At 73.8% G+C, this 13,589-nt stretch carries 12 protein-coding genes; 7 read left to right on the top strand and 5 right to left on the bottom strand.

Going from position 1 to position 13,589, the window contains the following annotated elements:
- Positions 1-142: 142 nt before the first annotated feature.
- From ABZX30_RS16550 to ABZX30_RS16540, 3 genes are all read right to left on the bottom strand, one after another.
- Positions 143-745 (bottom strand): hypothetical protein, encoded by a 603-nt coding sequence (locus tag ABZX30_RS16550; protein ID WP_355934045.1) that lies wholly within the window; start codon positions 743-745, stop codon positions 143-145.
- Positions 746-863: 118 nt separating this feature from the next.
- Positions 864-1,802: an MOSC N-terminal beta barrel domain-containing protein gene (locus ABZX30_RS16545; RefSeq protein WP_355934043.1), complete on the bottom strand. Its 939-nt coding sequence runs from the start codon at positions 1,800-1,802 to the stop codon at positions 864-866.
- A gap of 39 nt (positions 1,803-1,841) precedes the next feature.
- Complete coding sequence (locus ABZX30_RS16540; RefSeq protein WP_355934041.1) at positions 1,842-2,273, bottom strand: DUF6643 family protein; 432 nt, start codon at positions 2,271-2,273, stop codon at positions 1,842-1,844.
- Positions 2,274-2,589: 316 nt separating this feature from the next.
- Between ABZX30_RS16540 and ABZX30_RS16535 the strand changes: the two genes are divergently transcribed.
- Positions 2,590-3,936 carry a TerD family protein gene (locus ABZX30_RS16535; protein ID WP_355934093.1) on the top strand — a complete coding sequence of 449 codons (1,347 nt, stop codon included), beginning with the start codon at positions 2,590-2,592 and terminating at the stop codon, positions 3,934-3,936.
- Positions 3,937-3,949: 13 nt separating this feature from the next.
- On the opposite strand, the gene ABZX30_RS16530 is transcribed toward ABZX30_RS16535, so the two are convergent.
- The gene (locus ABZX30_RS16530; protein ID WP_355934039.1) at positions 3,950-5,125 is read right to left on the bottom strand and encodes a glycosyltransferase; all 1,176 of its coding nucleotides are present in this window, start codon (positions 5,123-5,125) and stop codon (positions 3,950-3,952) included.
- Positions 5,126-5,182: 57 nt separating this feature from the next.
- Here ABZX30_RS16530 and ABZX30_RS16525 point away from each other — a divergent pair, with 57 nt between their 5' ends.
- From ABZX30_RS16525 to ABZX30_RS16500, 6 genes are all read left to right on the top strand, one after another.
- Positions 5,183-5,968, top strand: a complete 786-nt coding sequence (locus ABZX30_RS16525) for an aspartate/glutamate racemase family protein (protein WP_355934037.1) — start codon at positions 5,183-5,185, stop codon at positions 5,966-5,968.
- 81 nt (positions 5,969-6,049) lie between these two features.
- Entirely contained in the window at positions 6,050-6,595 is a 546-nt protein-coding gene (locus ABZX30_RS16520; protein ID WP_355934035.1) for a hypothetical protein, read from the top strand.
- Positions 6,596-6,836: 241 nt separating this feature from the next.
- Positions 6,837-8,447, top strand: coding sequence for an apolipoprotein N-acyltransferase (gene lnt, locus ABZX30_RS16515; protein WP_355934033.1), 1,611 nt, complete (start codon positions 6,837-6,839; stop codon positions 8,445-8,447).
- Positions 8,448-8,514: 67 nt separating this feature from the next.
- A complete protein-coding gene (locus ABZX30_RS16510; RefSeq protein WP_355934031.1) occupies positions 8,515-9,009 on the top strand; it encodes an NUDIX domain-containing protein in 495 nt (164 codons plus the stop codon).
- A 55-nt stretch (positions 9,010-9,064) separates the two neighbouring features.
- Positions 9,065-9,865, top strand: a complete 801-nt coding sequence (locus tag ABZX30_RS16505; RefSeq protein ID WP_355934029.1) for a 3-hydroxybutyrate dehydrogenase — start codon at positions 9,065-9,067, stop codon at positions 9,863-9,865.
- 76 nt (positions 9,866-9,941) lie between these two features.
- Positions 9,942-11,909: a GAF domain-containing protein gene (locus tag ABZX30_RS16500; RefSeq protein ID WP_355934027.1), complete on the top strand. Its 1,968-nt coding sequence runs from the start codon at positions 9,942-9,944 to the stop codon at positions 11,907-11,909.
- A 109-nt stretch (positions 11,910-12,018) separates the two neighbouring features.
- Here the strand turns inward: ABZX30_RS16500 and ABZX30_RS16495 are convergent, their stop codons facing one another.
- Positions 12,019-13,413, bottom strand: a complete 1,395-nt coding sequence (locus tag ABZX30_RS16495; RefSeq protein WP_355934025.1) for an MFS transporter — start codon at positions 13,411-13,413, stop codon at positions 12,019-12,021.
- Positions 13,414-13,589 lie beyond the last annotated feature (176 nt).

Raw genomic sequence — 13,589 nt, 5'->3', positions numbered from 1 at the left:
CCCACCTCGTCGTATTGCCGGCTCGTTCGCCTTCGGGGCGTGCGCCCCTGCGGCTCGCTCGCGCGCGGGTTGGTGCCGAAGGGTTCGGCCGGACCACCGTAGCGTGCGTGCGGGCGGTGGATTGACCACAGCCGCAAGGCCGTCAGCTGCCGGTGCCGGCCTTGCCCCAGTCCGGACCCGCCCGCTCCCAGGCCTGGTCCCAATGCGCGTACCGGCGGCGGACCATGCGCCAGACGATCAGGCGTCTGCCGCCCTCGACCGCTCCGGCGGTCAGCATCGCCGCGCCGAACCCGGCGAGTACGGCGTGAATGGTGGCCGTCGCCGAGTCCAGCGGCTGGGCGGCCAGGTGTCCTTGCCGGTCGGTCCAGAGCCGGAAGTGGTCGCCGGAGTGCGGGGACTTGAGGGGGACCAGGACCGTGTCGTGCCGCGGGGTGCCGTCGGGGGCCGTCCAGGAGGCCACGACCCGGGTGCGGGTGTCGTGCGCGGTGGTGTCGGGCTCGGGGTCCAGCGGGGCGTCGTCCAGCGTGCGCGTCACCGTGGCCGTCACGAGGTGGCGGGAGTCATGCTGGGCCCGGACCGACCGCTGGAGGGAGTCCTGTGCCACGGCGCCGACGAGCGAGCCGATCACGGGGGCGGCCACCACGATCAGCAGCAGGGTCACGAGGGCCACCCATGCCTCGACCAGGTCGGTCGTGCGGCGCAGCGGATTGTTCCGCCAGCGCCAGAGTCCGCCGATTGCCCGCACCGTCCGGCACCCCCCTTCCCGCTCCGTGATAACCCCCTTCGGAGCCGTTCGCCCGCGCATCCGGCCGAAGAGAGAGCGAAATCACCTCCGATCGCGTCCGAGGCCTTCCGTGAACGTCTCACGCCCAGCCAACGACCGGGCCCCTCCCTCCGGTTCCCGCCCGGTGGCGCGATCCCGGAGCCGTTTCGCGCAGCGCCGCTCCCGGACCGTGCGGGCCCGGGGCCCGGAGCGGCTGATCGAGGATCCGCACCGGATCCCCCACCCGGACGGTGCCGGGGGACTGGGGCACCAGGTTCTGCCCGAAGACCAGCCGGCTGCCGAAGCGGCGGTGGCGGGCCAGAGCGCGCAGGGGTTCCCGGCCGCGTTCGGCGGTCTCCTGGTCGGTCGTGGTCACGACACACCGTCCGCAGACCTTGGCAACCCGGAAGACCACCTCACCGACGGCGATGCGCGACCAGTCGTCCTCGGCCCAGGCCTGCGTGCCCGCCACGACCAGGTTCGGCCGGAACCGGTTCATGGGCAGCGGCCCCTCGTGGGCGTGGTCGCCCTGCGCGATGAGGGAGTTCAGGGCGTCGAGGGAGGCGGTGGTGGTGACCAGCAGCGGGAAGCCGTCGGCGAAGCCGACCGTCTCGCCGGGGAGTGCGTGAGCCGGATCCACCGGGCGGCGGGTGGCCGGGTCGTCCATGTGGACGAGGCGGACGGAGGTGCCCAGATACTCGGCGCACCAGGTGCCCGCGGCGTCGTCGGCCGGGACGGCCTGGACCTTCGTTCCGAAGATCTCCGTCGTCACCGTGCCCGACGGCCGTGGCACGGCGACCGTGAGCGGCGCGCGGCCGGGGGCGGACAGACGAACGCCGCCGCCGGGCAGAAGCTCGGCGGCGGCCAGCGCGAGGCGCGGCTGTTCGCGCTGTGAGACGACCTTTCCCCCGTCGTCGATCAGCGCCCAGCGCCGGTCTCCGGTCAGTCCCCAGGGCTCCACCACGGCCTCCCGCGGCGAGAAGCCCCGGAGCGCCTTGACCGGATGGACGTGGATCGACTGCAGTTCGGCATGCCCCATGAGGTCATCGTGCCAGGTGGCGGTGGACCGGGGCGCCTGTCAGTAGCCGCGGTACTGCTGGTTGTTGTACGGCTCCTGGTAGGGGGCCGCGGGCCGGGGGGCCGCGGGGCGCATCGCCTCGTAGCCGGTGCCCTGTGCCATCGGCCGGGGCTGCTGCGGCTGCGGGCCGGGGTAGCCGCGCGGGGCGGTGGCCTGCTGCGGGATGTACGCCGTGGGCGCCTGCTGCAGCGGGGCCGGCTGCTGCGCCTGCGGGTAGCCGTAGGAGGGGGCCTGCGGCGACGGGCCCGACGGGAGCGCGGGCAGCGCCGACGGCAGCGCGGGCAGGTTGCTGCCCGCGTCGTACGCGGCGGGGACCCGGATCGGGGCGATCTGCGGGGTGCCCCGCTCGGCCACGAGCGAGTCGTAGATCGGAGTGTCCGGGAAGGAGGCGGAGTGGTAGCCGCCGCCATAAGTGGAGCGGGGGGAGGTCATGGCACATAAGTTAAGCCCACAGTGTGCTGGTTGGGGAGACCGATAAGAGGGTTGTTTTCCGTGTCGGCGGTGACCGGGCATCCCCAATCCGAGCGAACTCGGCAAAAGTGGACGTCACTCAAGGCCTAGATCTTGTAAAGGCCGAGTTCCGGGCAGGTCACCGAGAGTTGACCGCGCTCTTCCTGTGCCCTTCGCAAGCGTTCGCCGGCCCCGCGAATAGGTTGTCCGGGTAGGGATGACTCAGGGACGAGTCAGGGATGACGAGGACGGACCGGGCGTGACCCGGCGGTGACCCGTGATGGGGGCGGCCATGACCATGGCGAAAGGATCGAATACGCCGGTGCCCACGACGGCCCTGCGTGTCGAATTGGGCTGGCGCCCTGGACCCGGCGTCCCCGACGCGGACGCCTCGGCGCTCCTTCTGGCGGCCGGAAAGGTCCGCTCCGACGGAGACTTCGTCTTCTACAACCAGCCCGCCCATTCCTCCGGCGCGGTCCGGCACGAGGGCAAGCGGAACGCCGGGGGCCGGGTGACCGACACCCTCTTCGTGGACCTCGCGCGCGTGGAGGGCGCGATCGAGCGGGTGGTCCTCGCCGCCTCCGCGGACGGCGGTACGTTCGGCCAGGTGCCGGGCCTGTACATCGAGGTCCGGGACGCGGCCCGGGACACCGTGGTCGCACGTTTCGACAGCCCGGGCGCGACCGTCGAGACGGCCTTCGTCCTCGGGGAGTTCTACCGGCGCCAGGGCGCCTGGAAGTTCCGCGCCGTGGGCCAGGGCTACAGCACCGGACTGGAGGGCCTCGCCACCGACTTCGGCATCACGGTGGACGAGCCGCAGCGTCCGGTGCCACCCGCGACCGCACGCCCCCCGGCGCCGGCCGCGCCCGCGGCCCCGCCCGCCGCCACCCCGGCGCCGCCCCGCCACCTGACGCCCCCTCCCGCCCCGCCGATGCCCTCCGGCCCGCCCGTCACCCCGCCCCGCACCCCGCTCACCCCGTCAAGCAGCACGCCACCGCCTCCGGTCCCCGCCTCCGCACCCGTGCGCCTCAGCAAGGTGACGCTCACCAAGGCCGCCCCCACCGTGTCCCTGGCCAAACAGGGCGGCACCTCCGGCACCATGCGGGTCAACCTCAACTGGCGGACGCGCAAGCAGTTCCCCGGCCGGGGCGCACGGCGCGGCGCGGCCGACCTCGACCTGGACCTGTGCGCCCTGTACGAACTCGCCGACGGCCGCAAGGGGGTCGTCCAGGCCCTCGGTAACGCCTTCGGCGCGCTGCACCGCCCGCCGTACATCCACCTCGACGGCGACGACCGCACCGGCGCCGTCACCAGCGGCGAGAACCTCACCATCAACCTCGACCACCAGCGCGACTTCCGGCGCATCCTGGTCTTCGTCACCGTCTACGCCGGCGCCGACTCCTTCGCCGACCTGCACGCCACGGTCACCCTCCGGCCCGAGCACGGTGCCCCGGTCGACTTCTCGCTCGACGAGTGCACGGTCCCCTCGACCGTGTGCGCGCTCGCCCTGATCACCAACACCGGCGGCGACCTCATCGTCCGGCGCGAGGCGCGCTACCTCGTCCCGGAGCACGGGGTGAGCCCGCAGCGGACGGTCGACCGCGCCTACGGGTGGGGCATGAACTGGACCCCCGGCCGGAAGTAGCGGCCGTCCGGGGTCAGCCCTCGTCCGGCACGGCGTCCGGCCGGGCATACGTACGGCCCTTCCAGGCCGCCCCGCGCCCCCGGTAGTGCTGCACCGCTGAATCGACCGTCATGAGGAGGTACAGGAAAGCGGTGCACGGGAGCAGGGGAGCGAGCCACAGCGGCTGCCGGTGGTAGCGGAGCATCGGGACGTACGTCACCGCCATCACCAGCCACGCCGCGGCGCCGGTGACCGCGGCCGCCGCGCTGCCCGCCGCCGCGCCCGCCACCACGGCTGCGGGCGGCACCAGGTAGACCAGGACGAGCCCGGCGACCGTACCGAGCAGCAGCAGCGGGTTGTGCCGCAGTTGCGCGTAGGCGCTGCGCGAGACCATCCGCCACAGGTCGTGCAGCCGCGGGTAGGGGCGCACGCTGTCCACCCGGTCGGCCAGTCCGAGCCAGACGTGACCGCCGCCCGCCTTCACCACGCGCGCGAGTGCCACGTCGTCGATGACCGCCTGCCGGATGGCGTCCGGGATCCGGGCCCGCGCGGCCGTCTCCGCGCGCAGCAGGACACAGCCGCCCGCCGCGGCCGCCGTGCGCGCTCCCCGCGCACCGACCCGGCGGAACGGATACAGCTGCGCGAAGAAGTAGACGAACGCCGGCACCACCAGCCGCTCCCACAGGCTCTCCACCCGCAGCCGGGCCATCTGCGAGACGAGGTCGAAGCCGCCGGTGCGCGCCGCCGCGACCAGCTCCCGCAGACTGTCCGGCGCATGCGCGATGTCCGCGTCCGTCAGCAGCAGGTATGCGGGGTCACGCGCGCGGGCCAGGGCGATGCCGTGGCGGACGGCCCAGAGCTTGCCCGTCCAGCCCGCGGGCGGTTCACCGGGGCGGTCCACGGTGAGCGGCAGTCCGCCGTGGCGCCGGGACAGCTCGCGGGCCAGCTCACCGGTGCCGTCCGCGCTGCCGTCGTCGACGAGGAAGACCTCCGCCCGCCCCGGGTAGTCCTGCGCCAGCAGCGACGGCAGGCTCGCGGGCAGCACGGCGGCCTCGTCCCGGGCCGGAACGACGACACAGACCGAGGGCCACACCTCCGGATCCCGGCGAGGCGGCAGCCGGACGTCCGTGCGCCAGAAGAAGCCCTGGCAGAGCAGCAGCCACAGCCATGCGGCGAGGGATGCGGAGGCGGTCCACACGATGGCGCTCACGCGCGCAGTCTGCCCCACCGGGGCGGCCGTCGGGGGCGCATCGTCTATCGTGGCCGGGTGAAGATCGCGCTCATGGACTCCGGAATCGGGCTGCTTCCCGCCGCGGCCGCGGTACGCCGACTGCGGCCGGACGCGGATCTCGTGCTCTCCTGGGACCCTGACGGGATGCCCTGGGGGCCGCGCACCCCGGGGGACATCACCGAACGCGCCCTGGCCGTCGCCACGGCCGCCGCCGCGCACCGCCCCGACGTCCTGATCGTCGCCTGCAACACCGCGTCCGTGCACTCCCTGCCCCAGCTGAGGTCGCGCCTGGAGCCCGGCCTGCCCGTCATCGGCACGGTCCCGGCGATCAAGCCCGCCGCCGCGGGCGGTGGGCCCGTCGCGATCTGGGCGACGCCCGCCACCACCGGCAGCCCCTATCAGCGCGGGCTGATCGAGGAGTTCGCGGCGGGCGTGGAGGTCGCCGAGGTGCCCTGCCCGGGTCTCGCCGACGCGGTGCACCATGCCGACGACGCGGCGATCGACGCCGCGGTCGCCGCGGCCGCGGCCCGCACCCCCGACGACATCACGACCCTGGTTCTGGGCTGCACCAACTACGAGCTCGTCGCCGACCGCATCCGTGCGGCCGTGCAGAAGCCGGGCCGCGCCCCGCTCATGCTGCACGGCACCGCCGGGGCGGTCGTGGCGCAGGCGCTGCGCCGGATCGGTCAGCAGCCCGTCGCCGACGCGCCCGCCGGCGGGTCCCTCACGGTCCTGCTCAGCGGCCGGGAGGCGGAGCTTCCCGACACCGCGCTGAGCTACGAGGAGGGCCGGCTGCTCGCGGCCGCCGCTCCGGCCCGCTGAGCCCGCCGGGCCCGGCCCGGCGACGCCGTCACCCTGCGCGACGCGGTACCCGCGCAGCGAAACCTGAGTAGTCTCATAGACATGAGGCACCACACCGACGACGAGAGCGCGCCCCACGCCGACGTGTGGACCGGACGCGCCACCAACCGCGTCCAGTGGCTCCTGGCGCTCGCCGGAGCGGCGTGTGTGGCGCTCGGCATCGAACTGGCCGTCGACTCCGCCTGGACGTCCGGCATCGCCCCGCTGGTGATGTCCGTCGTCGGGTGCATCGCCGCGGGGCTGCTGGTCCTCTTCGGCACGCTCGCGTTCGTGCACGTCGCCCTGAAGGTGGACAAGGAGTGCCTCGAGGTGCGCTGCGGCCACGTCGGCGTGCCGCGCCGCCGCATCCCCCTCTCCCATGTGGCGGGCGCCGAGTTCGACCCGCACGTCACCCCGCGCCAATGGGGAGGCTGGGGTTACCGCTGGCGGCCCGAGAAGGGCACCGCGGTCGTCGTGCGCCGGGGCGAGGGCATCGTGCTGCGGCTGTGGGACGGCCACACGTTCACGATCACGGTGGACAACGCCGAGTCGGCGGTGCGCGTCATCCGCGAGAGGCTGCGCACGATCACTCGGGGCACGGCCCACTGAGGGGCCGCCCCGGCTCACGGGCACGTCCCCGGCGCCCCCGGACCACCGGACGTGAGCGCCCGGGCCGCGGCCGACCCGGGCCGGCAGGCCGGCGCCCGCCGACACCCTGGTGAAGTTCAGCGCATGGCCCACCGTGGCGGGCCCGGTCCCCGGACCTGTGGCAGGCCCCCGCAGCTCACGCCCCGCGCCGCCCTCCGGACCGTCCTGCCGCGGCCGACGCCGCCCGCCGTACACTCCCGGAGTGACCGTCACCGCAACTTCCGTGGACCAGCCCGACCAGCTGCAGCCGCGGACCCCGCCCACCGGGCTCGGCAACCGGCTGGCCCGGCTGATCCCGGCCGCCACCGCCGCGCTCTGCGGCGCTGTGCTCTACTTCAGCTTCCCGCCGCGCACCGTGTGGTGGCTGGCGCTGCCCGCCTTCGCCGGCTTCGCCTGGGTCCTGCGCGGCCGCAGCTGGAAGGCCGCCCTCGGCCTGGGCTACCTCTTCGGGCTGGGCTTCCTGCTGCCGCTGCTGGTGTGGACCGGCGTGGAGGTCGGCCCCGGGCCCTGGCTCGCGCTGGTCGCCGTCGAGGCGGTCTTCGTCGCGCTGGCCGGCGTCGGCGTGGCCGCCGTCTCCAGGCTGCCCGCCTGGCCGCTCTGGGCGGCCGCCATATGGACAGCGGGCGAGGCGGTACGCGCGCGCGTGCCCTTCCGCGGGTTCCCCTGGGGCAAGATCGCGTTCGGGCAGGCCGACGGCGTCTTCCTGCCGCTCGCCGCCGTGGGTGGCACGCCGGTGCTCGGTTTCGCGGTCGTGCTGTGCGGCTTCGGCCTGTACGAGGCGGGGCGCCTGGTCGCCGAGGGGCGCCGCACCCGGGCGGTGCGGCGCGGGGCCGCTGCCGCCGCGCTGCTGAGCGTGGCCCTTCCCGTGGCGGGAGCCGTCGCCGCCCGGCCGCTGGTGAGCGACGCGGCCGAGAACGGCACCGCGACCGTCGCGGTCATCCAGGGCAACGTGCCGCGCTCCGGTCTGGAGTTCAACGCCCAGCGGCGCGCCGTGCTCGACTACCACGCGCGGGAGACCGGGAAACTGGCCGCCGACATCAAGGCCGGCAAGGTGCCCAAGCCGGACTTCGTCCTGTGGCCCGAGAACTCCTCCGACATCGACCCCTTCGCCAACGCCGACGCGGCCATCGTCATCGACCGGGCGGCCAGGGCGGTCGGCGTCCCCATCTCCGTCGGCGGTGTCGTCGAGCGCGACGGCAAGCTGTTCAACGAGCAGATCCTGTGGGACCCGGCCAAGGGTCCCACGCAGACGTACGACAAGCGGCAGATCCAGCCGTTCGGCGAGTACCTCCCGCTGCGGTCCGTGCTCGGGGCCATCAACGAGAACTGGACCAGCATGGTCCGCCAGGACTTCAGCCGGGGCACCGAGCCCGGCGTGTTCGACCTCGACGGCGCCAAGGTCGGTCTCGTCACCTGCTACGAGGCCGCCTTCGACTGGGCCGTGCGGTCCGAGGTCACCGACGGCGCGCAGCTGATCTCCGTGCCGAGCAACAACGCGACCTTCGACCGCAGCGAGATGACCTACCAGCAGCTCGCGATGTCCCGCATCCGCGCCGTCGAGCACAGCCGGACCGTGACCGTGCCGGTCACCAGCGGCGTCAGCGCGGTCATCATGCCCGACGGCAGGATCACCCAGAAGACCGGCATGTTCGTGCCCGCCTACCTGGTCCAGAAGGTGCCGCTGCGCACCTCCGAGACGCCCGCCACCCGGCTGGGCGTCCTGCCCGAGATCGCCCTGGTGCTCGTCGCCGCGGGCGGGCTCGGCTGGGCGACCGGGTCCGGCCTGCGGGGCCGGCGCGCTGCCGACGTGTAGCGGTACGCCCGTCGTGCGCCCTGCCGTGTCCGCCGGAGCCGGGGAACCGGCCCGTTAGGGTCGGCCCATGGCAACTCCTGAGTTCATCCGTACGCTCCGCGCCTCTGCTGGACACCAGCTGCTGTGGCTCCCCGGAGTCACCGCCATCGTCTTCGACGACGAGGGCAGAGTGCTGCTGGGCCGCCGGTCCGATACCCGCAAGTGGTCGGTGATCGGCGGTATCCCGGAGCCCGGTGAGCAGCCGGCGGTCTGCGCCGTACGGGAGGTCCACGAGGAGACCGCGGTGCACTGCGTCGTCGAGCGGGTGGTCCTCGTGCAGGCGCTGGACCCCATCACCTACGACAACGGTGACGTCTGCCAGTTCATGGACATCACCTTCCGCTGCCGGGCCGTCGGCGGCCGGGCGCGGGTGAACGACGACGAGTCCCTCGAGGTGGGCTGGTTCGAGGTGGACGCCCTGCCGGAGCTCAACGAGTTCGCGGTGTTCCGCATCAAGCAGGCCATGTCCGACGCACCCACCTGGTTCGATCCCATGGGCTGCCAGTCCACCACTCCGCACTGAAGTATGTGTCCGGCCCATATGTGGAGGGGGCTGGACGCTGCCTAGGGTGGTGAGCATGACCTCGCCCAGCGTCCCGTCCGGCCCCCACGCCCTCTCCCTCGACCTCGGCGGCCGCACCGCCCTCGTCACCGGCGCCGCCGGCGGCATCGGCCGCGCCTGCGCGCTGCGGCTGGCGGCCGCCGGGGCCAAGGTGAGAGCCGTCGACCGGGACGCGTCGGGCCTGGACGAGCTGACCGACCGGGCGCGTGACCTGGCGGGCACCGTCGAAGCGCAGGTACTGGACCTCACCGACCTGGACGCCGCCGAACACGCCGCCGCCGGCACCGACGTGCTGGTCAACAACGCCGGGCTGCAACTGGTACGGCCGATCGAGGACTTCCCGCCCGACGTCTTCCACACCGTGCTGACCGTGATGCTGGAGGCGCCGTTCCGCCTCATCCGCGGCGCCCTGCCGCACATGTACGGGCAGGGATGGGGCCGGATCGTCAACGTGTCCTCCGTCCACGGACTGCGCGCCTCCGCCTACAAGTCTGCCTACGTGGCCGCCAAACACGGACTGGAAGGACTGTCCAAGACGGCTGCCCTGGAAGGCGCGCCCCACGGCGTCACCTCGAACTGCGTGAACCCCGCCTATGTGCGCACCCCGCTGGTCGAGAAGCAGCTCGCCGACCAGGCACGGGCGCACGGCATCCCCGAGGAGCGCGTGCTGTCCGAGGTCCTCCTCCAGGACAGCGCCGTCAAGCGGCTGATCGAACCGGACGAGGTCGCCGGGGCCGTGGCGTACCTGTGCAGCCCGCAGGCGTCCTTCGTGACCGGCACCTCGCTGGTGCTCGACGGCGGCTGGACGGCCCACTGAACGGTCCGGCGTCCCGGGCCCGGGAAGTTTTCCACAGGCCTGACGGGACGGCCGGACGATACGGAATCCTGTGAGCATGTCCCGCGATCACGTGCAGTCCGCCGAGCGCCCCGCCACCGCCGCCGGGGCGCCGGCCGGTGCCGCCGCCCCGCCCGACGACGGCACGCAAGCGCCCTTCCTCGAACTGCTGGCCCGCGGCGCCTCGGCTAACGCGTACGAGCAGCCCGTGCTGCTGGCCCGCGCCGAAGGCCGTCCGGCCGACCGGATCGCCGCGCTGGAGGAGGCCAAGGTCCTCGCCCTGCGGGTCCGGGCCGAGCTCGAAGGACGGCGCAGGCGCGAGGCGGAGCTGTCCGCGCTCTTCGAGACCGCGCACGACCTGGCGGGCCTCAGGGACCTGGACGCCGTCCTCCAGGCGATCGTGCAGCGCGCCCGTTCACTGCTCGGCACGGACGTCGCCTACCTCAGCCTCAACGACCCCGTCAGGGGCGACACCTACATGCGTGTGACCGAGGGTTCGGTCGCGGCCCGCTTCCAGCAGCTGCGGCTGGGCATGGGAGAGGGCCTCGGCGGACTCGTCGCCCAGACCGCCCGGCCGTACGTCACCGAGGACTACTTCGACGACGAGCGCTTCCAGCACACGCACACCATCGACACCGGCGTGCGCGACGAGGGCCTGGTCGCCATCCTCGGGGTGCCGCTGACGCTCGGCCCGCACGTCATCGGCGTGCTGTTCGCCGCCGACCGGCGGGCGCGGGTCTTCGAGCGCGAGCAGATCGCGCTGCTCGGCTCCTTCGCCGCCCTGGCCGCCGCCGCGATCGACACCGCCAACCTGCTCACCGAGACCCGCGCGGCCCTCGCCGGACTGGAACGGGCCAACGAGATCATCCGGGACCGCAGCGCGGTCATCGAACGGGCCTCCGACGTCCACGACCGGCTCGCCGAACTCGTCCTGCGCGGCGGCGGGGTCCATGACGTGGCCGCCGCGGTCTCCCAGGTCCTGAACGGCCGGGTCGAATTCGCCGAGGCCTCGGAGGCACCGCCCAAAGCCCTGGAGGCCTCCCGCGCCGAAGGACACGCCGTCCGGCACGGCGACGACTGGATCGCCGCGGTCACCGCCGGCGGCGAACTCCTGGGCGCGCTCGTCCTGTACGGCCACCCGGCTCTCGACCCGGTCGACCAGCGCACCCTGGAACGCGCCGCCATGGTCACCTCGCTGCTGCTGCTCGCCCGCCGCTCCGCGGCCGAGGCCGAACAGCGCGTCCGCGGTGAACTCCTCGACGACCTCCTCGACGCCCGCGACCGTGATCCCCGCCTGCTGCGCGACCGCGCGTCCCGGTTGCACGCCGACCTCGACGCCACCCACGTCGTCCTGGCCGCCCGCCTCGACGGCCCGGCCGCCGACGCCGGCCAGGAGGCCGATGCCCGCCGCCGCCTGTGGGCCGCCGCGTCCCATCTCGCCGCGACCCGGCAGGGCCTCGCCGCGGCCCGCGACGGCGGTACCGTCCTGCTGCTGCCCCTCGCCCCCGGCCACACCGCCACGGACCTCGCCCGCCGCACCGCGCGCCAGCTCGGCACGGCCGTCCACGAAGCGGTCACCGTCGGCGCCTCCGCCCCCGTCGCCGGCCTGGCCACCCACCCCGACCAGGTGACCGCCGCCTACGCAGAGAGCCGCCGCTGCCTCGACACGCTGCGTCTCCTCGGCCGCTCGGGGGACGGTGCCGCTGCCGAGGACTTCGGCTTCCTCGGACTGCTCCTCGGGGGCGAGCGGGACGTCACCGGCTTCGTCGAACGCACCATCGGCCCGCTGGTCGCCTACGACGAGCGGCGCGGCACGGAGCTGCTGCGTACCCTCGACGCGTACTTCACCTGCGGCATGAGCCCGGCGCGCACCAAGGACGAACTCCACGTCCACGTGAACACGGTCGCCCAGCGACTGGAGCGCGTGGGCCGCCTCCTCGGCGAGGACTGGCAGGACCCTGCTCGCGCCCTGGAGATACAACTGGCCCTGCGCCTGCACCGGTTCGCGGTACCGGCACGGCACTGACCCCCGTACGGAGAACCGTACGGGGGCCGGCCGGGGAACGCCGGCAACGGACCGTACGGTCCGCCGGGCCGGACGGTGGCCCGGGCGGTGGGCCGGGCGGTGGGCCGGATCAGACGGTCCGCGCGCCGGCCGGCCGGCCGGTCGCGGCGTCCGCCTCCGCGGTGTCCCCGGCCTCCCCGACCTCCGCGAGGTCCCGGTGCCGCGTCTCCCCGCTCGCGCCCACGGCGACCAGCGTCACCAGTGCCGCCGCGATCACGTACAGCGCGATCGGCGTCGAACTGCCGTAGTCCGCCAGCAGGGCCGTCGCGATGAGCGGCGCGGGCGCGCCGGCGGCGACGGAGGCGAACTGGGCGCCGATGGAGGCGCCGGAGTAGCGCATCCGTGTCGCGAACATCTCGGAGAAGAACGCGGCCTGCGGCGCGTACATCGCGCCGTGCAGCACCAGCCCGACCGTCACGGCGAGGACGAGGTCGCCGAACGCTGCCGTGTCCACCAGCCAGAAGAACGGGAACATCCACAGGCCGACCCCGGCCGCGCCCAGCAGATAGACGGGCCGGCGACCGACGCGGTCGGACAGCGCGCCCCAGGCCGGGATGACGGCGAAGTGCACCGCGGAGCCGATGAGCACGGCGTTCAGCGCGGTCTGCTTGGAGACGCCGGCCGACGAGGTGGCGTAGACGAGGATGAACGCCGTGATGACGTAGTAGCTGATGTTCTCCGCCATGCGCGCGCCCATCGCCACGAGAATGTCCCGCCAGTGGTGCCGCAGCACGGACACCAGCGGCGGCTTCTCGGCATCATCCCCGCGGGCGGCCCTGCGGGTCTCGGCCCGCTCCAGCGCCTGCCGGAAGACGGGCGATTCGTCGACGGACAGCCGGATCCACAACCCGACGACGACCAGTACCCCGGACAGCAGGAACGGGATCCGCCAGCCCCAGCTGCCGAAGGCGTCGTCCGACAGGACGGCCGTGAGCAGCGACAGGACACCGGTCGCCAGCAACTGCCCGGCCGGTGCGCCGGTCTGCGGCCACGACGCCCAGAACCCGCGTCGCCGGGCGTCCCCGTGCTCGGACACCAGCAGTACGGCCCCGCCCCACTCACCGCCGAGCGCGAACCCCTGCACCAGCCGCAGCGCCGTCAGCAGCACGGGCGCGGCGGCCCCCACGCTCGCGTGCGTCGGCAGCAGCCCGATCGCGAACGTCGCCCCGCCCATCAACAGCAGGCTCAGCACCAGCAGCCTCTTGCGGCCCAGCCGGTCACCGTAGTGCCCGAACACCAGGGCGCCCAGCGGCCGGGCCGCGAACCCCACCGCGTACGTCAGGAACGACAGCAGCGTCCCGACCAGCGGATCGGAGTCCGGAAAGAACAGCTTGTTGAACACCAGCGCGGCGGCCGAGCCGTACAGGAAGAAGTCGTACCACTCGATCGTGGTGCCGATGAGGGACGCGGCGACGATGCGGGGGAGGTTCGCCGGGGGTGGGGGAGCGGTGGTTCCGGAGGCCATGTGCGCCACTTCCTCGTGTGCGGTGGGGACGGGTACGTGTCGGCACACCGTAGAAACACGCACATCAGGCGCACATATGGCGGGGCAACATAGTTCGAGGCGTGCCTATGCGTGTGGCCACCATGTCGGCCTGGGGAAGGGTGGCCCGGGAGGCCGACCGACGCCGGACGGCCGCC

Origin of the sequence: Streptomyces sp. NPDC004542, assembly GCF_040610035.1 — a bacterium.
GTDB lineage: Bacteria > Actinomycetota > Actinomycetes > Streptomycetales > Streptomycetaceae > Streptomyces.
Note: the sequence above shows the minus strand (reverse complement) of the source record. Positions and strands in the feature narration are given on the sequence as shown.